Raw genomic sequence first — 26,409 nt, forward strand, 5'->3', positions numbered from 1 at the left:
TCTTAAAGCTGCTTGAATTTCCACTCTAGCAGCTAATCTTTTTAACGCTGCAATGCCCAGTAAATACTAGCGCTTAATAAAGCAGCAATGGGTAACGTCAAAATCCATGATAGTAGAATTTGATAGAAAACACGAGCGTTTGCTTTCCGGGAAATCAATCCCACCCCAAAGATAGAGCCAACAGACACATGAGTTGTAGAAACCGGCAGTCCATATCGGCTGGCAGCAATCACCAGAAATCCCGTCACCAAATTAGCAGAAAATCCCTGGCCGGCGTTCATTTTTGTAATCTTTTTGCTCATCGTTTCGGCCACTTTTTGAGCGTTCAGCAAACCGCCCACAGCCATTCCCAAAGCAACCGCTAGACTTCCCCACTGAATCGAAAGCGCTTCCCCTATCAGCATCAAGGAAACAATCTTCGGAGTATCGTTCAAACCTCTGGCAAAACTGACCACCCCCGCACTCAAATAATGGCAAGTATCAACCAATTTTTGACTGTTAATGCTGAGAAAATTTCCGGTATATCTTTGGCTGCATTTTTCTTGAGAATCAACAGCAATATCAGTCGTCGTCACGCACTGAAGCACATTCGCCGCATCAGGCTGGGGAATGGGAATCACCTGTTGAGTTTCACCCACGCACAGGCACCATTCTTTCTCAATGCCTAAATAAATTCTCAAATAGCGAAACCAACCATAAATAAAAGTTCCTAAAGCAATCGCAACAATCGGACTCAATAACAGCGGCCATAAAAAATTTTTCTGGAGTGCAGTAAAATTAACTTGAGTGCCAATCGCCATCAAGCCGGCACCGACAAGCGCACCCGTAAGTCCGTGGGTGGTGGAAATCGGAAATCCCGTCACAGTCGCAAGAATGACCGTCAAACCCGCCGCCAACGCAACGGCTATATGAAAATCTGAGGTATCGGCGAGTACATCTGGCACCAGTCCTTTACCAGAAAAGCTTTTAATCAGCGTTTGCGCTAGAAAAATCGAGAAAACTGAGCCAGCAAACGTCGTGATCGTTGCCCACCCGATCGCTCTTTTATAATTGGCTGTCTGGCTCCCAAACAAAGTCGCCACACCTTTAAAATTATCATTCGCGCCATTGGAATAAGCTAAAAAAAGCGTCGCTAAAAATAGAGCACCCAGCAACATTATCTACACTCCTAACTGTTGTCTAAAACTAGACCGGCACGGACTCTATCACACTGAGCGGCGTTTGAGTGGGGACAATGTTGGTTAACTCGAAACCGGCTGCTCCCAACAGTGGGCGATACTCAGTTTCAGTGCGCTCCCGACCTCCAGCTATTACTGGCATTTCCAAGTCAACCAGCTTGCCCATAAAGGCTTCATTCATGCCGAGTTCTGCGGCAACGTAAAGCGGTTGTGACACCCAACGACTAGAAATCATTTGCATCATCGCCATTGGTGTCGGTGTTTCATTCGAGTTTGGCATCGGGTTGGTTTGGGACATTGTTTCAACTTCTCTCGTGTTAATTTTTAACGTGTTATGGGTTTAGGGCGGGCAAGAGCCATAACTCACCCGCCATCGGCCATAGCCTACTTGAGACTACTTACCAAAAGCCAATTTAACCTCTGGTTGCAACAGGTAATCAATCATCACGCCGGCAAAAAGAATGCTGATCGCATTCGAGCCTCCGCCTGAAATCAGGCCAAAAACCGACAAAAATAGCGTACTTGTTTTAACCCAAGCCTTCAATTGCCAAAGCCCATAACAAAACACCAACGCGATAATCCCTAAAATTGAGGACGACTCGGACGACTGATGTAACATTCTCCTTAATTAAGTGTTGTAGGTCATCTTACTAAGGAGTGTTATTGACGAACCGCTGAAAGCGATGCGCCAGATCGCTTAGCAACAGCTTTCTGGGGCGCAGCAAGCCGCACCTTCATTCGTCACAGTTACGCGATAGTCTAACCCTTTGGTTTCTTGTGGGTGGCGGATGCCGGTGCGCTGGCAATCAAAGGCTTGAGCCTCTTCCAGAGGAATGTTTTGATAGGATTCCACCGGCACCAGATCGCGGTGATAAGGGCCATTGGCATCGGTTAATATCTTGTAAGTCTTGTCACACACAGCCATGCGCTGCCCCCGCTCATAGGTGTGGCCATCATCATCGAGGACTTGTTTCCACGGGCCTTTATAAATTACGGCTTGGTTGCGCTCTAGGCAAGGGCCGTCTTTACCTTTAAAAGCGCGTACCGTGAGGGAACGAAATTCGATGCCATCAATCACTTGCCAAGGTTCTTCCTGCCGGCTCAAAATCTCGATTCCATAGAAGCCGGCTTGCTCAAACATTTCTAGAAATTCATCTTCCCGGAAAGCGCCGGCGATACAGCCACTCCACAATTCGGGATCATTCAAGATTGCCGGTGTCGGATCTTCGTCGCAAACAATATCAGAAATTACCGCTCTACCGCCGCGTTTTAGCACTCGGTAGATTTCTTGGAACAACTGTTGCTTATCTTGTGAGCGAACCAAGTTCAGCACACAATTAGAAATAACAACATCAACACTGTTATCCGAGATTAACGGCGATTCCACCCGAAGGCGAGCGCATTCAGCTTCCAATGCGCCAATTCCCTCAATAGATGTCACCGGATGTTTCTCTAACCACCGCTGAACTTCGTCTAAATTTAACGCAAGGTCTTGAATTTTTCCCTTGACAAAATGTACATTGTTGTATCCCAGTTTGCTGGCGATTTCATCTTGATATTTCTTCGCCAACCTCAGCATCTCGTCATTAAAATCAACCCCAATCACTTGACCTTGAGATCCGACTTTTTGAGCTATAATATAGCAATTTTTTCCAGCTCCGGAACCGAGGTCTACCACTGTTTCGCCGGCTTTTACATAGCGTGTTGGATCTCCACAGCCGTAATCCTTTTCAATGATTTCTTGGGGCAAGCCTTCCAGATATCCGCCTTCGTATTCTGTGGGGCAACAGAGAGCCGGCTGTGCTTCACGAGCACCCGCCTTGTATCGTTCTAGAACAGCATTTTCGACATCATAAGCGGTTGTAGGTGCCGGCAGATCATTCGTTACAATCTCAGTCATGGAGATTTCTCCTTTAAAATGTCCAAATTATTCTGATGAGCGGGTGAGTCAAAGCTATAATTTTTACATAAATTTTAAATTATGGAAAATTCATTCAACTCTTGCCAAATAAATTTGTTCTAAGAGAAGCTAGCTATGAATCAGGCTAAAGGGCCTGTACACCAATTAGCACATCTATAGCAATCCTCTGTGATTTTTCAAGGCTCATCAGCCCGAAAAACTTGTCGTGTGGGTATCTTGCTTGCACGAACGTACAACCGATTTAGGATTGCTATATAGCCTAAAATTACATTTTTTACTTAATTCGCTCAACAAGGATGCCGCCGCTAATAAACACCTTTAGAATAGAATATAAAATTCGAGAAATGCTTATTTATTGGAAGGTCAGAAAACCGCATCAGCTCATATTTTAATTAAGGTCAAAAAAATATTTTAACCACATAAAAACTTTTTAGAGGAATCAGTAGTTATTCATAGAACACTAGATTTTGTCCTGGCTCAATCAGAAACTTGAGGGAAGGCAAACCAACTAATTTGACCTCTTGCAAAATTAAGACTCTCTAGCAATTTTTAGTTTGTAGTTGTAAATTCTAGCGCTCAGGTTTACTCGCAGTCCAACCCGTTTTCTGCGATTCCGATATCAACTATATAAAATTTTAAATATTTTCAAGAATCAAATCACATACTCAACTTTTATTCTGACTCTAGCGGTGCTTGTATTGTCTTGTTTTTGTTCTTTTGTTAACTTATATTTTTGGAAGTTTTTATAAGGATTTAGACTGTTAGTATGATATCGGTTAATTCCGTGATATCCTTGCTCTGCAATTATCTCAATCTCTTGTATTAGTTTAATCTTAATCTCTTTAAATAAACGACGGCTTCCATCTCTGTTGTTTGCTTCGCGAGTTCTCGTTGACTCGGTAGGCTAAATTCTTGGGATTTAATTAACATCCCTTCAATTCTCTTGACTGTGCGTTGTGCTGTCGATTCGTGAATTCCCCAATCTTGGGCAATATGAAACAGTGTTCTATACTTTCGCTGATACTGTAATGTCAACAAAATTTGTCGGTTATTGATAGTTTAGCATAAATCCCTCGACTGCCCTGCAGGCGCTTTTCCTAAGAGTGGCACGATTTTACATAATGTTTCTATCGTAAAAATCTACTTCAGTTTAAACTTAGATGAGCAGGCTTGCAGAGCTTGTTTATATTTCATTCAGGAGTCTATAATCATTCGTAATTTCTTTTTTTATTTAACTCATTTTCCTGAATTTTGCAAGAGCTTTTTTCTGCCGGCGCTCATTAACTGCAGCGGTTGACCAGGGCGCTTGTGTTAAAAAATGATGTCATCGGTGGTAAGCCGCTCCAACTGAGTTATTCGCCATTTGAGACAGGTTTTTTCGTTCACTTTCCCCCCATAATTCGCCGATATAATTCCTAACCCTATTTTTTGAGCTTGATGCGTTCAGACATCATCAAACCGTTAGCACCATCTCTGAAACCAAAGTGGCATGGCAGCGGGGGCTGTCTCTTTCATGAGTCAATCTTGAACGTAAAATCTCTTCTATGTCTAGATTAGACCTTTACTTACTTTCGATTTTTGTTTAAGTCCCGCTATTTAAACTTTTGGGAAGCGAAGGTTGACACAACATCCCTCGCTCTGCATGAAGCTGCTACCTCCAACATGATCTACCGATTCCTGTTAGTCAACAGATTCCTCTGAATCTTCTGATTCCTCGGATTCCTCTAATGAATCAACCGGATCTTTAGCACTAACTGCATACTCTTTAGCTAAAGTGGCAAACGGAAACGGAAACGGCAAAGAAACTTCTTTAGCGAAATATGGCCAGCGGTCTCTGAGACTGTGAACGAAATAAGCCAATTTTTTGGCCTCTATTCCAGGTGAATGAACCACCGCTATCTCTAGGAGTTTTGGGTTTCCATGTTGCCTGCTACCATTCTCAAGTCGAGACTGTTTTACTTGTAATGTATTTGTACCTTGTTCAGTATTTAACGGCTTTCTCATGCTTAGATAAAGCATATTTTTTCCACCATCACACACATCTTGCCAACCGAATAAACCGCTAGTTCGGCTGCCGGCAGAACCCTTGACAATACCAACAGGAACTTCACCGTTGCCTGCAACTCGCAACCGCACAAGCCACAAGCGATTTCGTTCTGATTCTGTCAAAATACGTTGTTTCAGTTCGTTGGGTAAATCGTTGGCGGGTAGTTTGGGGTTTTGTAACCACGTCAACATCTTGCGGGCATTTAGCGCTTCCGCCATGAATAGTACACGAGGCAGTTCTTGATTTTCAACTGGAGTGTTTAGACAATCGCGCAAACAATCTGCCACAAACTGATTGAGAAGTTGTTGTTCGCGTATTTTCTCACTTGATGGTCGTTCTTCACTGCTGTCACTAATCGTTTCATCAATATAAGAATCAACGTCCCACTTCTCAGTGATTAGAGCGCGAAGTCCGGCAGGATACGATACCCATCTCTGCTTCAGAAATAAAGAAGGAGTGGTAACTTCTACAATTCCCTTTACTGGATTAACTCGCACCATCAATGCAACAGTAGCAGGCGTATTGCTAGCGGTTGTTTTGCGAGTGCGACGCAGGGTGCGGAAACACGTCAGCCATAAGTTTGGATCAATGCCATCTTTTTGTAAGCTAATTAGAGGAGCCGGCAGAATTCCAAATTGTCGCAATAAATCCGAGACAGCTTTTTGCACTCGATTAGAGGCATTTCTACTGAGAGATTTTCTACCCTTTTTTAGTTGGCCTGTTACCGCATGAATATGTTGGTTAACATAGCCGGCTCGCATTGCCCCAATGCGTAGTGCCAGTTTGGGATCTGACTCTGGTGGGAAAAAGTATTCTTTTGGCTTAATCTCGATTAAAGCACCGCTAAGTCCCTCTGATTTTGGTAGGGATGAACTAATTTGGTCAATGCGCTCATCAAGTAAATTAAGGCGTTTCTGTTGACGGTTGTTGCCTTTGACAGAGGAATCCTCAACATCAAGTTTTTGTGTCAAATCTTCGACGTGCTGAGTTTTGATGATCAGAGAACCTAACTGGCCTTCATAAAAAGCTTCTTCTTTCAGAACTCCAATAGGACTTTCATCACGCTGGACTTCACCTTTTTGAGACAAGTCAAGTAAATTACAGATTTCAGCAATCAGCGCGTCTCGACATTCTTTGGTTTCCCAGAGGATAAGTATTGTAGGTGGAATATTTTCAGACAAACGAAACAGAGCGGGTGAAGCGATTTTAGAGCGCAGCATTGGTGTAGATAGATCGTCTCGGTTTTTAGGTGATTTATCGCCTCTCTTCTTGGGAGTTCCACGCTCCCAGAAAAGCACAGATGTGCCAGCAACCTTCTGGGCTTCACCCACTCGCTGAAGAGGTAAATTTTCCCCAACGAACTTATTTTGAATTGCCACATCCAGGCTAGCTAAATCTCGTGGACTGACGCCGCGAAGGCAAGGGAGTTTACCCCAAGAAGTATGGTAGGCAATTGCTACTTGTATCCCGCCTGGTTCTTCTCCAACAATTGACCATTGATGCTTAGGAGCTGAGGCTAAACTGTCAGGTTCAAAAAGGGGAGAATCGTTGATTTTAAGAAGCTCAGTAATAGCTCTTGGCCATCTTGGTTTTCTCCCTTCTTGCGTCATTATTTTCTTGATGCGTAAAGGCATAAAACAGAACGGCTGGTGAACTCCATCTAACCACCGATGATTATCACCAATATAAGCGGTAGCACCTCCAAAGGGAAATTTATCGAAAGGCTCCACAATCCATTGTCGCATTGAAAGTTGATGGTAAATGAGCGGGTCTTGACGCCAAGGAACCGTGTGCAGCTTAAAACGAATAACAAATGAGATATCGGCTATCCCCACTTGTTTGTTTTTCTCAATCAGCGAAACTGTATGAGGAGGCCATGACATCAATTCAGAACCCTGATTGAGGCTAGCAACTCGGTAGAATGTGAGTTCATACTGATTGTTATCGCCAAAGCAAATTTTAGGATTTTTGAGAAATTCAACAGCTAAGTAATCTGGAATTGCTTGGAAGCGGATATCATTGTATAGATTTTCTGGCGGATTCAGCAGAGAATAATTTTTAGGCTTTTCCCAATGCCAAACATCATTATCTAGCTTCTCAAGAATCGACTCGACTTCATCCTCCCCCAAACAGTTGCTAAACTCTTCCCGTAGCCAATCTTTAATGAATTCAGGCAAGTCTGAAAGGTCAGCATCTTCTGTTGCAAACACCCAAGGCACAGCAGGATACTTCCACCCTTGACGCGCAGTCTGGATGATTTTCGGAAAACTAGCAGCCATAATGGGATCAAGGGAACCCACCGGCACAGACGAATAGCCTTTCCCAAGCACCTTGACGCGCTTTTTTGCAAGAGATTGAGCAACTTGCTGCCATGCAGTAGGAACCTGGAGGGAAAAGAGCTCGTATTGCAGTTCTTTGGTCAATTTCCAGGCTCCGGGGAGAATTGTTTCAAATCCCTTCATAGCGTAATTCCTTTGTTTGTTTGAGTGCATTGAAGAACGCTCCGTAAAGCGCTCGCGCTAAGGTTCTTTCACTAGGTTGTTTCTCTTCACCCTCAACCGAGAGTTGAAGTTCTTTGATAATTCCCACCAAAAGAGAGGTAGCTTTGCTGTCGAATTCCCCTTCGGCTGATTTTGGGGCAAACTTGACATCCAAAAAATGAACGAGACAAGGAACACCTCCTCGCACTAAACGCCCAATGATTTGCCAGATACTGACTAGCTGAGTCCAGCAAAGTACAGAGCGCTCATCATCCGTCAACTGTTTAAAAGACATCGCCCGACAGCTCAAGTCGAGCATCTTTGCCACTGCATACTTGTAAAATTCGTCCTCAACATTTGTCAGTGTCAAAGCGTCACCACGCCGTTGCATTGGCTCGTACAGAGCAGAATTAGAAGCATTTTCTAGCGTCCAATTGTTAAGTTGCTGGACAGTGGTTTGCCAATCATCTGGCACTGGCATAGGCCGGCATAAGAACACTGCTGCTCCAAAGGCTGCTATTCGGCTATCGTTGAGGATGTTGTGGCCTCTTTCTAGGGCCATTAAAGGCGCTACTACAATCTGGGTAGGAAGCTGTTTCAAATCCCGAATTTTGCCCCGACGTATTCCGCTCAAATTAGCTGGAGCATTATCGCGACGAAGGACTTTGATTTCGTCAATATTTTCAACGCGATAAACCGATTTCAAAACCGACTCAACCTTTTCTGCTTCTTCATAGCTATTAGTAATAACCAGCAACCGCTGGCGATCACCCCACCGCTGCGGGTCAAGCTGTTCTTTATCCTTCAACACCTCAAATAATTGTTCAATAAAGCTCTTAGCGTGTCCAGGTTTATTACAGATAGCCTTAACCATCTCTTCAGCCTTGTATTTCCGCACAGCAGGTGGTTGTCCCGATAGAGCGATGAACTTGCCTGCACTCTGTTGTGGCCTGAAGAAAAACTCACTTTCGCCAATTCCTGCATCGCCGGCTTTGTCATTATTCGCTGCCGGTTCTAGCAATATTTTGGGTGTTTTCTGAATGTGATAAGCTGGAGCGCCAGGAGCATAGCTCGTGCCTGAAATCAACACTGTATGGGGACCATCCCAACCGTCAGCAGCCCATAGAGTGGGGAAATTTAGAAGTAAGTAGCGGCCCACTCCAACATAGCGGAAATACTCTAATTTTCCACCTCTGTTATTTCCATATTCAGGCATATATTTAAAGCCCAAAATATTACCCACAGGTGCAGATGGCAGGATCGGCAAATAGTCCAGAGGCGGACGATACACGAGGGAAAGGCTTGTGTCGTGCAAATCAATAAGACCTGTCCGCGTTAATGCGCTTAAATGATCATCAACTAGAAACGCTAAACGATTCGTCAGCACCGCTACGAGAATCGCGAAGTATAAGTGGTGTGTCGTTTCCTCAAACTTACTGTTGTCAGTGATAGAAATTTCCAAAGATTTAAGCCACTTATTGAGCCACCCAGCCACTTCATCTAATGCTGCTCCTTCGCTCTCTGCACTCAATAGAATAGAGGCAATCTGCGAAAGTTCTCCTCCTTTACGGTGATTGAGAGGAGCTTGCAAAAAATTCTCTATTGTCTGCAATATCTGTTTGCGCCGCTGGCGTTCCTTATCAGGTGGCAAGCCGGCCTCAATTCGTTTTAGCCGTTGTTCGCTGCGTTCTTTACGGGATAGTTTAGTTTTGGGTTTCTCATTCTCTATGTGCGGTGGAGGTTCGAGGAGATCACGGATAATATGGGAAAATACAGAACGAGCTGTGAAAGGATTTGAGCCTAACCATTCAACGAGTTTAGGTTGACTATGCAGTTTAGGAAGAATAATGTCAGTCGCAATTTGAGCGTAGTCATTTGCTTTTTTAGCAGATGCTAATAATTCAGCTCCCATGCTGCGGCGGTCGGAATGGTAAATCGCCGTCGGAAACTTGAGTCCGAGTTGATTTAATAATGACCTTTCTGAACCATCAACTAACACTTCATCAGGAGCAAAAGCTTCGTCAAATTGCACCTGTACCCGATCAGCTTCGTCAATAAATAGAAAATTGCATTCGCGGTAAACGGCTTCAGCAAACGTAAGTTTTTCCTCAAAAATTTGGCGGGGTACGCGGGTGTGAATTAAGCTAGCACTTGTTAATACCCACACTAAAGATTGCCCGATGTCTCGTTCCAGCTGGTGGCGCGGACATTTGTAATAAAAAGGACAGGTAGATTTATCTTTAGTCTCGTCTTCCTCCCAATCGTCTAAATCCTCCGAGTCTACGTCATTGTCTTTTTTGAGGCTGGTTCCTTTTTGGTAAAGATTGTGACAAGGTTCAGAGCCAAATTCCCACTTATCCTCTGATTGCACTAAAGCGAGTAAGGGACAGACAGGGCTAAACCAGCGCCATGCTGGATGAATCGCACCTTGTTCAATTTCTTCACCCATTGTTGCTAAAATGGGTTCGTAAACTTTTTCTAATTGTTGTGAGCGATCACTCCCTAGTACGGGAGCCGCAGGAATGCCCATTCCATGCCAAAATAGAGAAGCGAGGCGCACGGCTGCTACTACATCATTGACGATTAAAGCGCAACGATATCCCTGTTTTGCCAAATGGTAAATAAGAATTTCGAGCAGCGTTGATTTGCCAACATTTAATAAACCGACAATGTGAACGAGTTGTTCTAATTTCAGTTCACAACCTGGATAAAAATCATCCCTAGATTCGTCATATAGCCGTAAGGCAATGCCCTGAAGCCGGCTATAGTAATTTTCTGGCTCGTGCCCTGATTCAGCCAGTTGACTATCCATTTCCTGGGCAGAACTCAGTAACTCCTTTAAAGTGACGGTATGAGAAGGATTCTCTTGAGTGCGCGTCCGGTGAAAAGATACTTGTGGTGAGGATGAAAGATGAGAAACAGCTTGAGGAATATTGATGGGAATCTCAAGAGGAGCATTTCCTTTTTGGGAAATTTTGGCATACCAATACCCAGAAGTTGCTAGTTGAATTTTTTGTTTTTTGTGTGGTGGGCTTGATGATAAGGTTTGCCGATATATCTGCAAGCGTTTGGGGTAGGTACTTGAGGAAATTAATTGCGGGGCTTGGTTGATGTTTATCAAGCTATAGATTCTCAAAATTTCTGGAACTTTGATGTAATCCTTGAGCGCCCGTTCCCATTGATTCCCTTTGCGACGCACCAGATAAAAACGGGCCGTTTGTACCAGTCTCCAGTTGGCATCACTTTGCAGAACTTCAACCGGAAATCGATAGCCGGCAAGTAAAGCTGAGACTGAAGTTGCATTTTCTTCAGGGGCTATTTCTTTCAGCAAGGTTAGCCCTAATTCGACTTCGGTAATGAGTTGAGATAGGCGCTCGACTTCTCGCTTCTGGACTAGGTGATCAGCAGCTTCAGTCATGTTATAAGCAACATAGGCTTTTAAATCATCTGACTTCCGCAAAGCCTCGCGTAATTTTTGCCCCCATTTCGCAATGTTACGCATTGTTTTTCTTCTCTAAAATTTGTTTTGCTTGGGAGATAATTTCACTCATTAGCATCAAACGCACTCCACCTAATTCTGGTTCGATTTGTCGGCGCTCTACCTTAATCCGCAACACTTCTTCTCGCTCAGAAGGGAAGACAACAAAGGTTTCTGTCATATCGGTTCGATACTGTACTTTCTCCAAACGCTCTTCATCCAGATACGACCAATCTTTGACATCAATAGCCCAGCGGATTTTTTTGCTAAATTCCACGAGCAAGTCAAATTCATCAATTTCTGGCCACAGGGTAACGCGGATGCCTAATTTTGTGAGAGTTTCTGCTAATTGAATTTCCCAAATTCCAGGAATTGTCCCGTAACGATGCACACCTGGAGTTAAAACTTTCCAATTTTCTGCATCATCTTTGGGAATTGGTGGCAGTGGCGGAAGATGTAGTTGGGCGCTGAGTTTTTCGCAAGTTATGTTTCGGCAGCTATAGGTTTTATATTGATGGCGGCGCATTACATATTTGCAGCGAGAGCAAAGATGATAGCTATTTTCTTCTGCTAAATCGACTAAATTGATGTATGTTTTTAGCAAGAATTCGCGCAGAGGTCTGAGTTGGGTCGAAGACAAAAGCCGGCGGTATTGTGAGTAGGAGAGGACGGGACGTTCAATAATGAGTTTACGGTACGCGCGATAGGCTTCTTCTAGTTGATGAACTCGGCAATGTTCGACAACATCTTGTAAGATTTTCTCTTGCACCTGTAGTTCTACGTCGCCACCTGTTACTTGCCACTGTTGGGCAAAGTCGGAAAGTAACTCGTCTTCAATGAGGGTGACATCTGGCGAAAGGTGTTTAATTTCTGCTGCCGGCTTCCACTCAACTATTGGATTTTTTGCCCAATCAAAAAATTCTGGGAGGTTTGAGGGAGCTGTTTCATCTCCTTGCAGTAAAGATGTTAGGTACATTCGGGACATCCCGATGCGGAGAGCTTGTGGAATAATGTCCGAGCGCTGCTTTATCCGTTCTTGGCTTTCCCACTGTGCCAGTCCCGTTGCTAGATAGCGCAATGTTTCCGGTACTGATATCTGTAATTCGGGTTCAACTGTAGGGTCGCTTGCAAGCAGGCGGAGACTGCGGGCGGCATTATCTTCCCACTCCACGTCGATGCCTCGCATAGTCTGCAACCAGCGTTGCAGCGTTGCTTTCTGGCGGGTTTGCATTCCCAGTTCTACGCATAACTCTTCCAGCGTTGGCCCCTCTTTGTGAACGCGAAACCACTCTCGCAGCCCCTCTATGATTTTGTCTCGATGTCTGGTGACTTTCACGGCCCACCCTCCTAAATCTAGGGTTCGACCCCATTCTCACGCCCCTATCACCAGTGTGTCAAGGAATTTTTTCAATGTTTCCATAATGTTTCCAATGTTTCAATTTTTATTGCTCGACGCCATGTTGAGGTGATCACCGGGCGCGTGCTGATGGAAACTCTTGTGCGATTAATTCCCACTGCTCCCACGTCAAATTACGCTTAATATGCTGCACGTCATTTGCTCACAAAGTGGGTGTTTATAATCTTCAATATTTCAGCTTAAGTCTTGTAAGCTTTTTGAAAACAGTCCCCTCTTTTCAAAAGAGGATAACGCAGCCGGCCAGCCGGCATAAACAGATGATTTATCTGCGGTGATCAGAAGTTATGAAATCCCAAAGATGGATTTTCGCAATAAGTGAGCTGATTATGCCGGCATCTGCCGTACATAAAGGAAGGCTATTGCATTTTTCCTGTCTTTTTCAACCACGCCGAGCCTTTATTGTTACAAAAAATGCAACTGAGGAACGTTTGCACTTAAGCCGTGTCATCTTTAAAGCGAACGAACTTAATATCTCAGACAAAGAATTGCTATGAAATTTGCTTATATATTACCAGCCATCGCACTACTAACCGGCACAGTCGGAACCGTTGCACTACAACCGCCACAAATTAATGAGCCGGCAGTTCAAATCAGCCAAACCAACCCCAGCAATACCCCCGCCTACCAACCCGACAACCCACCCGGCGGCTTATTTGTCCTCTCAAAAGAAGGCAAACAACAAGTTTTTCCCCTCAAACATACCGACGTTAAAGCCAAAATTGCCGGCAATGTTTCCCGCGTTGAAGTTACGCAAACCTTTGAAAACCCTTTTAAAGAACCCTTAGAAGCCATTTATGTGTTCCCGCTTCCCGATGAAGCAGCGGTAGATGACATGGAAATAAAAATCGGTGATCGGATTATTAAAGGTGATATAAAAAAACGCGAGGAAGCGCAAAAAATTTACGAACAAGCTGTTCGGGAAGGACGCACTGCCGGCCTTTTAGAGCAAGAACGAGATAACATCTTTACCCAATCCCTCGCTAATATCAAACCCGGTGAAAAAATTGATGTTACGATTCGCTACACTGATAGCTTAAAATTTGAAGGAGGAAATTACGAATTCGTCTTCCCAATGGTTGTAGGGCCACGATACATTCCTGGCAACCCAATTTCTCCAAATGGCGATACTGATCGTGTTACCGATGCCTCCCGCATCACCCCACCTGTCCTCAAACCCGGAACTCGTTCGGGACATGATATTAACGTTACCGTAGAAATTGACGCCGGCATCCCGATTCAACAGGTGCAATCAACTTCTCATAAAATCCGCACCGAACGCACCGGCAGCACCACAAAAGTACAATTAGCGCAAGAAGATAATATTCCCAACAAAGATTTGATTCTGCGCTATCAAGTTGCCGGAGAAAATACGCAAGCCACTGTCTTAACCCAAACAGATGATCGCGGCGGTCATTTCGCTGTTTATCTCATCCCCGCAGTTGATTATAAATCTAACGAAATTGTCCCTAAAGATGTTGTCTTTTTAATGGATACCTCTGGCTCTCAGTCAGGCGATCCGATTATAAAATCTAAGGAATTGATGCGCCGGTTTATCAACGGACTCAATCCTAACGACACATTTACCATCATTGACTTTGCCAATACCGCCACGCAACTGTCACCGGCACCCCTCCCCAATACCCCCGCCAACCGGCAGAAAGCAATGGCTTATATCGAGCAGCTAGATGCCAATGGCGGCACAGAATTGCTCAACGGCATCCGTGCCGTGTTGAATTTTCCTGCTGCAAAAGAGGGCCGGCTTCGCAGCGTTGTTCTCCTCACCGATGGCTACATTGGCAATGAAAATGAGGTGATGGCCGAAGTGCAAAGCAAATTAAAATCTGGCAACCGGCTGTATAGTTTTGGTGTGGGTAGTTCTGTTAATCGATTTTTACTCAATCGCCTTGCTGAAGTGGGAAGAGGCACCTCTCAAGTTATTCGTCAAGATGAACCCACCCAAGAAGTTGCCGAGAAGTTTTTCCGCCAAATTAACAATCCCGTCTTGACCAATATTCAAGTGAACTGGGAAGGTGAGGGAAAACCAGACCTTTATCCAAACGCGGTTCCAGACTTATTTGCACAGCAGCCATTAGTGTTATTTGGACGCAAACAAGATGGCAGAAAAGGACAGTTGAAAATCACCGGCACTGCAGCGGGTGGCAAGCGCTATGAACAGACTTTGAATGTTGATTTTGCCGGCACCGGCAACCCAGGTATCGCGCAACTGTGGGGGCGATCGCGGATTAAAGATTTGATGAATCAAATGTTTGCCGGCGAAACAAAATCTGGTGTTGAAGCAGTGACGGATACCGCCTTAAGTTACCGGCTGCTGTCGCAGTACACCGCTTTTGTTGCCGTCAGCGAGGAAGTGCGCGTCAATCCCGATGGAACGCGCCAGCGAGTGCAAGTGCCGGTGGAGTTGCCAGACGGTGTCAGCTATGAAGGAATTTTTGGCCGGGATGAGAGGTTGATAACGACGGGTGTAGCTGCACCGGCACCTTCTAGCGCACCCCGCCAAATGAACCGCCTTCCCGGTTCTTCTTCAGGTGCCGATGTTGCAATTTCGGCGGCACCACCCGTTTTAGAGTCAAGAACTTCACCCTTAGAAGCCGAGAATTTTTCACAAAATGCCGATCGTATTGCAATTATCAGTGCAGATGGATTGGATCAAAGTGCGATCGCATCGCTAACCCAATATTTGAAAATCGTAACTTTGTCTCAAGAGATTGCCGGCGAAATTGTCCTAGAGTTCCCGGTTAAAAATGGCCGCGTTGGGCGGATCATCTTAGATGACAAAGCTTCGACAATCCAAGACATGACCGTGATCAATCAAATTAAGCAAGCGCTTGCCGGCTGGTCTGCACCGAGTTCTGTAGCCGGCAACATTCGTCTCAAACTGCGCGTTAACTGAGTTCTGAGTCCTGAGTGACGTTAGAGAGGGATTAATCCTAAGTCGTAAAGTCCTTTCTCGCCGGTTTCACGCTGATCGCCAGTTTTAGGCCGGCGCGTCACTCACTCACCAACTCAGGACTCAGGACTGAGCACTCACCCACTCAGCACTTAGAAGACTAAGTGCTTACTGTTGCAATAGCGTAGAACAGCCGGCATCAGCAATATAATAATATTAATTTACACTTGCAATTAAATTTGCATCTATAATAGAAGTTAAAAAATAGCTAACTCTGCTGTTTTCCCCCAAACGATACCTTTCTTAGCTATGTTTTTCACGGGGCTTTGCACGCACCTCTATCAGAAATTGGATTGACACTGCCCTCAGACGTTTCTCATTAAGAAAATATTTGTTACAGAACCGAGTGTGAGCACTCATGCGAAAAGCCGAGTGCTGTAAAATTTTTAATATAGAAGAGATTAAATTTTTATTTAAAATCTCATTCAAACTGTTTTGTTGAGTGACAAAACGGGAATTATATGCTTGAGCTACAGTCGGTGGGCGAGCGAATGTTCACCGCTTAAAGAAATAAAATTGCGAGTACCGGAGTCAACACAGATGGAAGTTCGGGATTTACTCAATCGGTATGAATCAGGAGAAAGGAACTTTGCCGACTCCGATCTCAGTGGAGCCGATCTCAAAGGAGTCACTCTCGTTGGAGTTAACCTCACCAAAGCTAACCTTAGAGGTGCGGATCTCAGTAGAGCGGTACTTACCAAAACCGATCTCAGTAGCGCTTGTTTAAACTGGGCTAACCTGAGCTTTGTCAAAATGAGCGAAGGAAAATTGGCAGATGCAGACCTCACCAAAGCCACCTTAACGGGTGCCTACATGGTAAAAGCCAAATTACCCAGAGCGAAACTCAGTGGCGCAAACCTCACCGGCGTTAACTTCCGAAGTGCGAATCTTTGGAGTGCCAACCTTTGCGGAGCAAATTTGCAAGGAGTTAACTTTCGGAATGCAAAACTCACGGGAGCCAATTTGAGTTGGGCGAACCTGTGCTGTGCAAGGCTAAGTGGAGCGATGCTTTATGGTGCAATTTTAAGCGGTGTGAACCTCAGCCAAGCTTACTTAAACGGGGTTGATCTCAATGGAAGCGATCTCAACGGCATTAACCTAAGTGATGCTAAACTCAATAACGCAAATCTTGAAGGCTCTAACTTAGTTTCTGCCAATCTTACAGAAGCTCAGCTACGGTGGGCTAGCTTAATTGGGGCAGACTTGACAGGTGCCAACCTATCGCGAGCCTCGCTTTATAAATCTAACTTGGACTGGACAAGACTAAACCGGGCGGACTTAACAGAAGCAGACTTAAGCGAAGCCACACTGATGGGCGCTTCCATTGATGGAGCTGAATTTGCCGGCGCAACGCTACCGGAGTTGACGAGACGCTATTTTTACTTAACCGCTGATGGTTCTCCAACCCTGGCAGTTTCAACTTAAAACTTAAAATGAAAGAGAAAAGTTTTGATCTTTAATGTTTAATTTTAGGCAATGGACGGGGGATGCAAAAAGATTCTAGGCCACCTCAGTACGCTGTGGTGATGGTGACAGCCGCTTCGCGCACGGAAGCAGAAATGATTGCCAAAGCTTTAATAGAAGCGCATCTGGCAGCTTGCGTGAGCTTGCTTCCCGTCCATTCAATTTACACTTGGCAGGGCGAAGTGCAATCAGAGGATGAGTGGCAACTGCTGATTAAAACAGATTTGAGCAAATTTTCAGATTTGGAAAGCAAAGTGCGAGAACTGCACTCTTATGAAGTGCCAGAAATTATTGCATTGCCAATAGTTGCCGGCTCTCAGTCCTATTTAAAATGGATTTCTGAAAACGTGAAATCGGAAAAGTAAAGAGTGAACACGCCCCTAAAAATGCCAATAATTGGCTAGTTTGAAAGAGTAAAAGCTTAGGTTTTTTAGAGGCTATAAAATCACTCAATAAATCGGGCACGGAAGCGGATAAATCCATAGGAATTCGCAGGATTTGAACCCGTTGCCGTGGGAATGTTGCCTAAATTAACAATCACAGCCCCATTCGTATTGGCAGCCCCGCAGGGTTGGGGAGAGACACCGCCTGGAGGGGGAGGAATTAAGGTGCCGGCAGGATAAAATTGACCCCCATCTCCATCGGCACTATTGGTATAAGACTGCTGGGTTCCATTGAGCAAAACAGAGATGCCTTGAACCGCACCAAAAGCATTGGGAATAAAGCCCAAATTAGGCGGAACTAAGTCACACAAAACAACATTGCCGGCAGGTGTAGACCCATCCGAGAGAAAGTAAATTGTATATTCAATTTCATCACCTGGCTGAACCCTGCCGCCATCGGTTCTTCCTAGCAAATAATTGCTGGGCCAGTTAGCAGCATTGTCATTGGCATCGGCTGGATCATCCACCAAATCATTAAAGCTTGTCGAGTTAATTTGGGTCACTCTCTTCACCAGGCGCAGGTTTGGTTTTGCCGGCACCGCTACACTGGCTTGGTCATCTTCACCTGGGGCATTGTTTCCTGGAGTTGAGTCTGGATCACTTTGATCGGCGGCAGTGATAGCAGCAGTATTTGTCACCACACCCACGGTGTTCAGCGTCGCCCGAATAATTAAGGTGGCACCGGCACCATTGGTGACATTGCCCACATTCCAAAGGCCGGTTGTATTGTCGTAGGTTCCCTGACTCGGTGTTGCCGAGACAAACGTTAAACCTGCCGGCAACTGTTCAGTGACTTGCACTCCCGTCGCATTGGCAGGGCCGGTGTTGCTCAGAGTCACGGTATAAGCAATTGTCTGACCCACCGATGGATTAGCATTATCCACCGTTTTAGCCAGTGACAGATCCGCCACCTGCTGGGATATACCCACGCTGGCTTGGTCATCTTCACTGGCATTGCCGTTGCCGGCAGTCGAGTCGGGGTCTGGCTGATCTGAGGCGCTAACTTGGGCGGTGTTGGTAATTGGATTGGTTGTATTGACTGTGGCAGTAATTCTGAGGGTAGCACCGGCACCATTGGTGACATTGCCCACATTCCAAAGGCCGGTTGCATTGTCATAAGTTCCCTGACTGGGTGTTGCCGAGACAAAGGTTAAACCGGCAGGGATTTGGTCAGTGACTTGCACTCCCGTCGCATTGGCAGGGCCGGTGTTGCTCAGAGTCACGGTATAAGCAATTGTCTGACCCACCGATGGATTAGCATTATCCACCGTTTTAGCCAGTGACAGATCCGCCACCTGCTGGGATATACCCACGCTGGCTTGGTCATCTTCACTGGCATTGCCGTTGCCGGCAGTCGAGTCGGGGTCTGGCTGATCTGAGGCGCTAACTTGGGCGGTGTTGGTAATTGGATTGGTTGTATTGACTGTGGCAGTAATTCTGAGGGTAGCACCGGCACCATTGGTGACATTGCCCACATTCCAAAGGCCGGTGGTATTGTCATAAGTCCCCTGACTGGGTGTTGCCGAGACAAACGTTAAGCCGGCAGGGATTTGGTCAGTGACTTGTACTCCCGTCGCATTGGCAGGGCCGGTGTTGGTTAAGGTGACGGTGTAGGTGATATTCTGACCTACTCCGGGACTGGGATTATCAACAGTTTTAGCTACAGATAAATCGGCTTGCTGTTGTGGTACTGTCACCGTGCCGGTGTTATCTGTCGGATCTGGATCTGGCTGATCTGAAGCGGAAATGGTTGCGGTATTTGTAATGGGGTTAGTCGTGTTAACAGTGGCGGTAATGGTTAAGGTAACAGCAGCCCCATTAGCAACAGTCCCTACAGTCCAAAGGCCGGTTGTATTATCGTAGGTTCCCTGACTCGGTGTTGAGGAGACAAAGGTTAAACCGGCAGGGATTTGGTCAGTAATGGCAACATTGGTGGCAGTGGAAGGGCCGGTGTTGGTTAAGGTAACGGTGTAATTAATCGTTTGCCCAACCGTGGGATTGGGATTGTCTACCGTTTTGGTTACGGCGAGATCGGCGGGTGGAATGATCTCGGTTGTATCCTGGCTTTGGTTGTTCGTATTATTCGGATCTGTGACACCGGCAGGAGGTGCAACAGTCGCCGTATTGGTTAAAGTGCCGGTGGCATTTGCGGCAACGGTGGCGTTGATAGTGAGGGTAATGCTTTGTCCGGTTGCCAGAGTTAAGCCAGTCCAAGCGCCGGTTGCTGGGTCATAAGTGCCGGTGCTGGGAGTGTAGGTGGGGTTAGTGATGCCGGCAGGAATCGGATCAGTAACGGTGACGCTATTAACGGTGCTCGTGCCGTTGTTGGTTACGGTAATGGTATAAGCGATGGCGCTGCCGGCAGTGGTGCTCGTTTGATTGTCGGTTTTTGCGATCCCTAAGTCAGCGGATGGAGGGCCAATGGTCGTAGTATCGGTGGCGCTTTCGCTGGTGTTATTACCGCCACTACCGTCATTGTCTACCGGATCGGCAGTATCATTGGGCCGGCGCACGGTAGCGGTGTTGGTTAATGTGCCGGTGGCGGTTGGAGAGACGGTTCCGGTTACTGTGTAGGTAGCGGTGGCTCCGCTATTGAGATTAACGGTGGTGTTGATGGCATTTCCTGTACCATTGGCCGTTCCACAAGCGCCAGTGCCGGCAGTAATTGCACAAGTCCAGTTAACGTCGGTAATACTCGCTGGAATGTTATCGATCACCGTTGCGCCGATGGCTGTACTGGGTCCATTATTCGTGACTGTAATGGTATAAGTAATCGGGCTGCCTGCTGCAATGGTTGTAACATTATCCGTTTTAGCAATTGTGAGATTGGCGGCTGCAACAGTGATACTTCCATCAAGCGCGATGGGTGTAGATGGTAAATATGTCCACGTGTCAATGCCTTTGTCATTACCAAATTCCGTCTGAAAGCCGCTAAAGTTTCCAAACCTGTGAGCGCCAGTGCTACTGGGAACTCCAGCTATCGCACTGATTGGGTTAGGAGGTGTGGTGCCGGTTAAGCCGGTATCATCGTAATAAACGGTATCGGTACTTCCCCCTATTGGAATTTGCCGCTGAATAATCAGACCCCCTGCATTATTTTCAGGATCTAAAAAGGGAAAATGTACTTCACCGCCATTGAGTGTCATTGAAGCACCGTAGGGAATAAGACTAGCAGAAATGGGATTTCCAAAGCCATCTCGGCCATCCCATTGCACGGTATTTAACCCACCTACGGCAATACCTCTCAAGATCCGATCAATTGGGTCGTTATAATCTCCGTCTTGGTTGACATCGATCTGAATGGTGTAAGTAACCCCTGTAATGCTTGCCGGTGCATTAAAGCTAAAGTCGCCTCCCTCCACTGGAGTGCTTCCCATTTGATTCGGCGTTCCTTCACGCCCAGTAAATGTGAAATTAGTTGGGATAGGGGGTGGGGCTGCTGGGGTAAGGAGCCATGTACTGCCGCTGGGAGAAGTGGCAAATGTCGGTAAGTCTGCTGCGGGGACGTTTAGAAAAACCTTTTCGGTGGGATTTACGAGAATCCCTGCTGGGAGTGTTCCCCCAGCATCCAGCCGGATCGAGCGATAAAGTGCATTGCCGGCTGTGTCTGTAAAGCCTCTTTTATTGGCAAAATAGATAAATCCAAACGGCTGCAAACCGTTCAGGTCAACAAAGTAGCGATAACCATCCTCTGTTTGAATGTAGGTTCGTGAACTGATGGGACTGGTATTGGTTGTCCCGCTGGCGTCGGTACTTCCCATATTGAGCGCTAGGTATTCTGCATAAACTCGCCCTGCAATAGGTACCCCTCCATTAGTGACTGTGATATCCCAGGCGGCGACTGTTTGAAGTTGTGTGCCATCTGTGGGGAAGGCGACATTTGCACCTCTTGCGGTTGGGTTGCCAATGGCACCGGCGCTAAAAAATGGGGCGTGAAATTCTACTTCATAAATTCCTGTTTCCGTGGCTACGACAGTGCAAGGAGTGTAACCACCGGCTGCTGGAAGTGGGCCAGCCGCTTCTTTGGCAAGGGTATCAATAAACCCAAAGCCCGTTGCTTGATTAACGTCGCAAGTGCCATTTTGTCCACCAAACGGACTGCGGTAAACAATATCTGTGATGCCGGCACCCGCCCCAGCGTCGTAGCTATTGGGAACGCTAGAACCGAGGTTAATTGTTTCGCCGGCATTGACGTAAACTTTTAAGGTTGTCCGTCGGGGGATGCCGGCTGTGGGGGCAAGATTTGTCCACTCTAGAAAGGGTCTATTGCCCCCACTTGAGACTAACTCTCGGCTGCCTTCTGCCTGAGCCGGCGCTGTGCAGTAGCCGGCGACACAAGCAGCCAAAATTAAGGAAGCAGGAAAAGTGGAGAAATTAACAGGTTTTTTAATTTCTAGTTGATGATTTACTTTTTTCGATAAATTAATATTTTGTGAACCCATTATTTTCTCCTGCTTCCCTATTGGCTTTTTCCGCCTGTTTGTAGCGGGTTCTGCACCGGCTTTTGCAACCCAAAGCCGCTAAACAATTTGTTCAGCTTCACGGTTAAATGTCAATATAGCCACAAGATGCCCAAATTCAGCATCAATCAATTCATGGCCTATTTATTCAGACAAAGTCGGTGTGGCTGTAACGATTTTTAGTAGCGCTTGTCGCTCTCTGAGAGTAGTTTAAACTCCAACTCGTACTTTTGCGCTAGGGTGGGGTGCCGGCGATTGAAAATTTTTATGAGGATAATCTTTTAAGAATTGTAAATAGTAATCAAGAATCCTTCTGTGCCGGCGCGTCGAATATACTTTTAGCCCATAAAAACGAAAAATAGGGGCGTTGGCTACGCCGGCGCTCTTAACGCCTACAGCCAATCGCCCCTACAGATGTCAGTCAGATATCAGCCTAAATGTAAGGCTTTACAAATTCCCGCGCAAGGCTTGTTCGCGCTCGACGGCTTTAAATAATGCTTCAATGTTGCCGTGTCCGAATAGGCGAGTGCCGTGGCGCTGAATGATTTCTAAAAAGAGGGTGGGCCGGCCTTGAATTGGCTTGGTAAAGACTTGCATCAAGTAGCCTTCTTCGTCACGATCTGCTAAGACTCCCAGTTCGCGCAATACTGAGATATCTTCGTCGATTTCGCCAATGCGTTCTTCGAGCATATCGTAGTAGGTATCAGGCGTGCGTAAAAATTCCATGCCGTTTCCGCGCAGGGATTGCACTGTTTGCACGATGTCGTTTGATAGCATGGCGATGTGCTGAATTCCTGGGCCGTTATTGAACATCAGGAATTCTTGAATTTGCGATTTTTGTGTTCCTAAAACCGGCTCGACAATCGACATTTTGATTGAGCCAATCCCGTTCTGAGCGACTGCATAGTGCATTCCGCTGACGGAACTCGTAACATCAAGATTGTAGGAATTTTGGAAGCCGAGGGCTTGGCAATAGTAATCAACCCATTGTTGGAGTTCGCCTTCTGGAACGCACAAAACCATGTGGTCGATTGAGGAAAGTCCTGTCGATAAGGTGATGGGCGGATTTTTAATGGTTTCAAAGTTGGGTAAAAATGCGCCTTCGTAATTATCGCGTTGGATAAAGGAGTGAACAAAGTCGCCACAAACTCCGATGGTTGCTTTAATGGCTTGTCCGTTTTCGTCTTCACAAACGGTTGGTTCCAGGATGGGTTTGGCACCCCGTTTTACGGATTCTTCAAAGGCGTAAACGGCATCATCGACTTTGAAGGCAATATCTTTGACGCCATCACCATGTTTTGCGACGTGTTTGCTAACTTGGCTCTCTTGCTCGAATGAGGAGGTGAAGACAAACCGAATGTTGCGCTGTCTGGACACATAGGAGACGTGATCACGCACGCCGGTTTCAAAGCCGGCATAAGCAATGGGCTTAAACCCAAATGCTGTGCGGAAAAAGTGCATTGTTTGAAATGCGTTACTAACGTAATACTCTACATAGTCGATGCCCTTAATTCGTAAAAAATCGGTTTCTTGTGCCGGCGCAACTTCGTTTTTAATTCCGACTACCATAATGACAGCTCCTAATCCGGTGGATTGCCCTCATTGACTTTTACAAGCCCTTGTTTTCTTTTTTAAAGAATATTCCAGACTTTGTCAATGATTCAAAATGAAACGGTTAACTGGACAGAATTTAACAGATTTTCTCAATCTAGGCATTTCTAGATTTATCAGTCAAGCTAGCGGTTTGCCGGCCAGAAAAAGGACATGGCTCAGCTCAATCACTTCTCTGAAATCTAGTCGGTTTACCTGGATGTGTTACCTTGGGTTTCTGGGAAAGTCTATCTGTAAATTTTGTGGCATCACAGGATTTTTACTTCGATTCAGGTTTAGTGATGGGCTATGCTTTTTTACTAGCTTCAACTAAAAATCTTCTTTATTTTACACAAAAATTTGTATTCATGTCTACAGAAGTTTGTAAACTTATTTCTCAGCTATTTTTGCGTTAACCTATTCATGTTTTATCAAGCAAAAAGGTAATTTGTCAATCGCCTCTAAGATTTTCAATGCAAAGTAAGCCCGAATTTATAAAAACTTTAAATTGCATATTTTAGCTTTAGGCCGGCTTTAAAATTTGTCCAGACGTACTCTAGAATAAGTGCCGGCAATTGGGCAGACTGTTTTAACGAAAAGGGGTTTGCCGGCAAATGGGGGTGATTCGATTCTTATTCTGGCTCAGCAGCCCGTGAGTGTGTGGCCAGTTTGGCAGAAAAATTTGCAGGTTTCAGGCTAAATTAAGATGGCTGTGACGGATGTGAAGCGAATTAGCATCTAAATTTCCAATCTAGCCGCCAAAAAAAGCTGTCTGTGTTTCGCCGCTTCTTCCTCTTCCCCGCTTTCATTAAGGCAAATTTAATGTGGATTCGCTGATTGCTTTGCCGCACGCACCCACTTCATCTGTCTCTTTCATAAACAGAAGACAGTTGCCGGCTTCCAGGGTGGGGCGGGCGCTTCGCAAAGCTGCTACTTTAGAAGGCTCAGCATCTTCGCGCCAGTAAACGCAGTGTCCCCGGATGTCGGCGTAGTTTTCGGCAAGGCATTCTTGCCAGCCTTTGTGCCTACCGATGGTTGAGGTGTTTTCGAGTAAGCCCCAATTTTCTTCTTGCTGGGTGAGTTGGGCAAATTCTTCGTAGCGGGGATAGTCGGGGGTGACGAAGGTTTCTTTGCGGTGCAGGATTGGGGGGTTGTCGGAGGTGTCGTAGTCGCTATATTTGACATCGAGATCCCGCAGATCGATTTGCATACTGGTGTGCAAGGCGGGATGGGGTTCGGTGTCGAAATCTGGATAGAAGAGATAGGAAATTTTGGGCTTATCGGTGTGAAATTTAATTAAGGTTGCACCCTCTAAACACCCGATGGTACGGCTGGCACAGCCTTCATAGATTCTGAGGAGGGGATCGAGCTGTTCCAGGGCGCTAACGTGGACGTAGAGAGCATTACGGAGTTTTTTACCAATTTGGCTGCGCTGACAACAGCCGGCAACGACGCCTGGATTTCCGAGGCTAAAGAGCATTCTGTCAGCAGTTTCACAGGCTTCGTCATAAGTGCCGAAGAAGGCTTTGATATCGTGTTTGATTTCTGGGGCAAGTTTTCTGGCGCTGGGCCGGTGGCCAAAATGGGTGAGCGCGAGATAAACTAAGAGGTCGAGACTGCGCCGGTACGCGATGGCATCCCAATCTTCTTCGTCGGTGGCGAGGAGAATGACTTGGAAGGCGCGGCGGATACTGCCAAATTCTTTATTGAGTTCGATTTCTTCGGGTAATTCTCCCTTTACCGGCAGTCTGCCGCGATGGGTGACAAATGCCATCAGGGGTGCGAGTTGTTCTTGATAATCCTCAAAGCGTTTGCTGGGGATGCGAATTCTGGGTGTTGAGGCGAAAGATCGGAAGCAGGAAACCCGAAAGCTTTGAGCTTGCGCGGCATCTCGGAAAACGAAATAGATCCCTAAATCCACCGGCACCGCATCAACATTGAGAACTGTGTCGATGTAGGTTTTCAGTTCTGCTTGTTCGTAATATTTTTGGAAAGTGTTGCGGCGGGTGACGATGCCATCTCCGTAGGCGATTTGATCGCTGCTACGGTTACTGATTAAAACTTGGGCGGCTACAATCAAAACTTGGCCGGTGAGATCCCAGGCTTGCTGCAAGGCGTGCCGGCGTTCCTCTGGATCTTCGATAACGTTGATCACGTAGCCAATATTAACAATATCTGCGGGAGTTATGGGGGCGTCAGGGCAGTAGTAGGGGTCCCAGCCGGTGCTGGCACAGCCTAGGTTTGCCAGTCGAGTAACGTCGCCGCCGTGTCCGCAGCCATAGTCAAAAAAGCTGGTATGTTCTGTAAAGATTGCCGATTCGATTGCCAATCGCACGGGTTTAGAGAGGTCTGTACGAACCATTGCGGCTCTGTGACGCTCAATTTCTAAAGCTTCCGGGACTAAAGCGACCATAACTCTCAATCGGGAGCGTTTTGGTTAATATAGCGGGGGATGATTGGTTTGGCTACGGGACTCATTAAAAGTTAACAATGAGGGGATTGGGCATGGGGCATGGGGCATGGGGCATGGGGCATGGGGCATTGGGGTTAGGTTTGGGATTTTAGGGGGATTTCTATTAAGTCTTCGATTTTTTTGATATTTGGATCGCCGGCTAAGTAACCGATGCCGCGATGCAGGTGGAGGCGAAATTGGTTAGCGAGGGTTTCTTTGTCGGTTCCTAATCCGTCGTTGTGGCAGCGTTGTTTGAGGGCAATTAAGAGGATATCGGAGATTTCTCCGCCGAAGACGCGCCAGGTGAGTTCGACGTTGCTATCGGCGGGGATGGGGACGGGTGAGGGGATGCTGGGTTCGGCGAGGGAACGGCAAAATGCCCACCGGCAGAGGATATTCCATTGGTCGATTTTGGTGAGGCGTTTGAGTTTGGTGAGTTGATCTTTGCCGGTTTGGGAGAGTTTAATTCGGTCGATTGGTGATTCCATGATTTAGGCTTAATATTAGGAAT

The 26,409-nt window shown here is 46.2% G+C and carries 14 protein-coding genes and 1 pseudogene; 3 read left to right on the forward strand and 12 right to left on the reverse strand.

The annotated features are described in order from the left end of the window. Positions 1–41: 41 nt before the first annotated feature. The 8 genes and pseudogenes from H6F73_RS03080 to H6F73_RS03115 form a co-directional block, all read right to left on the reverse strand. Positions 42–1,157 (reverse strand): inorganic phosphate transporter, encoded by a 1,116-nt coding sequence (locus H6F73_RS03080; RefSeq protein WP_190757352.1) that lies wholly within the window; start codon positions 1,155–1,157, stop codon positions 42–44. 28 nt (positions 1,158–1,185) lie between these two features. Beyond that, positions 1,186–1,476, reverse strand: a complete 291-nt coding sequence (locus H6F73_RS03085) for a methyltransferase (protein ID WP_190757353.1) — start codon at positions 1,474–1,476, stop codon at positions 1,186–1,188. 96 nt (positions 1,477–1,572) lie between these two features. Beyond that, positions 1,573–1,797 carry a hypothetical protein gene (locus tag H6F73_RS03090; protein WP_190757354.1) on the reverse strand — a complete coding sequence of 75 codons (225 nt, stop codon included), beginning with the start codon at positions 1,795–1,797 and terminating at the stop codon, positions 1,573–1,575. 78 nt (positions 1,798–1,875) lie between these two features. Then, a complete protein-coding gene (locus tag H6F73_RS03095; RefSeq protein WP_190757355.1) occupies positions 1,876–3,078 on the reverse strand; it encodes a methyltransferase domain-containing protein in 1,203 nt (400 codons plus the stop codon). 1,348 nt (positions 3,079–4,426) lie between these two features. Next, positions 4,427–4,614 (reverse strand): annotated as a pseudogene (locus tag H6F73_RS26330) (IS701 family transposase); the annotation flags it as partial. Between the two features lie 165 nt (positions 4,615–4,779). Next, a complete protein-coding gene (locus H6F73_RS03105; RefSeq protein WP_190757357.1) occupies positions 4,780–7,608 on the reverse strand; it encodes a DUF3962 domain-containing protein in 2,829 nt (942 codons plus the stop codon). Continuing rightward, positions 7,595–11,128, reverse strand: a complete 3,534-nt coding sequence (locus H6F73_RS03110; RefSeq protein ID WP_190757358.1) for a hypothetical protein — start codon at positions 11,126–11,128, stop codon at positions 7,595–7,597. Before H6F73_RS03110 ends, H6F73_RS03105 begins: the two co-directional genes overlap by 14 nt. After that, complete coding sequence (locus H6F73_RS03115) at positions 11,121–12,440, reverse strand: Fis family transcriptional regulator (protein WP_190757359.1); 1,320 nt, start codon at positions 12,438–12,440, stop codon at positions 11,121–11,123. The genes H6F73_RS03110 and H6F73_RS03115 overlap by 8 nt, the downstream gene beginning before the upstream one ends. 571 nt (positions 12,441–13,011) lie before the next feature. Here H6F73_RS03115 and H6F73_RS03120 point away from each other — a divergent pair. From H6F73_RS03120 to cutA, 3 genes are all read left to right on the forward strand, one after another. Next, positions 13,012–15,432, forward strand: a complete 2,421-nt coding sequence (locus tag H6F73_RS03120; protein ID WP_190757360.1) for a VIT domain-containing protein — start codon at positions 13,012–13,014, stop codon at positions 15,430–15,432. A 597-nt stretch (positions 15,433–16,029) separates the two neighbouring features. Next, on the forward strand, positions 16,030–16,914 hold the full coding sequence (locus H6F73_RS03125; RefSeq protein WP_190757361.1) for a pentapeptide repeat-containing protein: 885 nt from the start codon (positions 16,030–16,032) through the stop codon (positions 16,912–16,914). A gap of 62 nt (positions 16,915–16,976) precedes the next feature. Next, positions 16,977–17,318 (forward strand): divalent-cation tolerance protein CutA, encoded by a 342-nt coding sequence (gene cutA, locus H6F73_RS03130; protein ID WP_190757362.1) that lies wholly within the window; start codon positions 16,977–16,979, stop codon positions 17,316–17,318. A gap of 80 nt (positions 17,319–17,398) precedes the next feature. Here cutA and H6F73_RS03135 read toward each other — a convergent pair whose 3' ends face one another. The 4 genes from H6F73_RS03135 to dndE all read right to left on the reverse strand — a co-directional run bounded on the left by H6F73_RS03135 (position 17,399) and on the right by dndE (position 26,386). Further along, positions 17,399–21,838: a DUF11 domain-containing protein gene (locus H6F73_RS03135; protein WP_190757363.1), complete on the reverse strand. Its 4,440-nt coding sequence runs from the start codon at positions 21,836–21,838 to the stop codon at positions 17,399–17,401. A 465-nt stretch (positions 21,839–22,303) separates the two neighbouring features. Continuing rightward, entirely contained in the window at positions 22,304–23,425 is a 1,122-nt protein-coding gene (hppD, locus tag H6F73_RS03140) for a 4-hydroxyphenylpyruvate dioxygenase (protein ID WP_190757364.1), read from the reverse strand. 829 nt (positions 23,426–24,254) lie between these two features. Then, a complete protein-coding gene (locus H6F73_RS03145) occupies positions 24,255–25,859 on the reverse strand; it encodes a DNA phosphorothioation-associated putative methyltransferase (RefSeq protein WP_190757365.1) in 1,605 nt (534 codons plus the stop codon). 134 nt (positions 25,860–25,993) lie between these two features. Next, positions 25,994–26,386, reverse strand: coding sequence for a DNA sulfur modification protein DndE (gene dndE / locus H6F73_RS03150; RefSeq protein ID WP_190757366.1), 393 nt, complete (start codon positions 26,384–26,386; stop codon positions 25,994–25,996). Between the last annotated feature and the right edge of the window lie 23 nt (positions 26,387–26,409).

The sequence above is a fragment of the Microcoleus sp. FACHB-68 genome (assembly GCF_014695715.1).
In the GTDB taxonomy this organism is placed as follows: domain Bacteria; phylum Cyanobacteriota; class Cyanobacteriia; order Cyanobacteriales; family Oscillatoriaceae; genus FACHB-68.

What these genes read in the sequence shown, in the direction of transcription:
- H6F73_RS03120 (WP_190757360.1), top strand. Translation starts at nt 13,012, where the DNA reads ATGAAATTTGCTTATATATTACCAGCCATCGCACTACTAACCGGCACA.
- H6F73_RS03090 (WP_190757354.1), bottom strand. Translation starts at nt 1,797, where the DNA reads ATGTTACATCAGTCGTCCGAGTCGTCCTCAATTTTAGGGATTATCGCG.
- H6F73_RS03085 (WP_190757353.1), bottom strand. Translation starts at nt 1,476, where the DNA reads ATGTCCCAAACCAACCCGATGCCAAACTCGAATGAAACACCGACACCA.
- H6F73_RS03125 (WP_190757361.1), top strand. Translation starts at nt 16,030, where the DNA reads ATGGAAGTTCGGGATTTACTCAATCGGTATGAATCAGGAGAAAGGAAC.
- dndE (WP_190757366.1), bottom strand. Translation starts at nt 26,386, where the DNA reads ATGGAATCACCAATCGACCGAATTAAACTCTCCCAAACCGGCAAAGAT.
- hppD (WP_190757364.1), bottom strand. Translation starts at nt 23,425, where the DNA reads ATGGTAGTCGGAATTAAAAACGAAGTTGCGCCGGCACAAGAAACCGAT.
- H6F73_RS03145 (WP_190757365.1), bottom strand. Translation starts at nt 25,859, where the DNA reads ATGGTCGCTTTAGTCCCGGAAGCTTTAGAAATTGAGCGTCACAGAGCC.
- H6F73_RS03135 (WP_190757363.1), bottom strand. Translation starts at nt 21,838, where the DNA reads ATGGGTTCACAAAATATTAATTTATCGAAAAAAGTAAATCATCAACTA.
- H6F73_RS03105 (WP_190757357.1), bottom strand. Translation starts at nt 7,608, where the DNA reads ATGAAGGGATTTGAAACAATTCTCCCCGGAGCCTGGAAATTGACCAAA.
- H6F73_RS03110 (WP_190757358.1), bottom strand. Translation starts at nt 11,128, where the DNA reads ATGCGTAACATTGCGAAATGGGGGCAAAAATTACGCGAGGCTTTGCGG.
- cutA (WP_190757362.1), top strand. Translation starts at nt 16,977, where the DNA reads ATGCAAAAAGATTCTAGGCCACCTCAGTACGCTGTGGTGATGGTGACA.
- H6F73_RS03080 (WP_190757352.1), bottom strand. Translation starts at nt 1,157, where the DNA reads ATGTTGCTGGGTGCTCTATTTTTAGCGACGCTTTTTTTAGCTTATTCC.
- H6F73_RS03095 (WP_190757355.1), bottom strand. Translation starts at nt 3,078, where the DNA reads ATGACTGAGATTGTAACGAATGATCTGCCGGCACCTACAACCGCTTAT.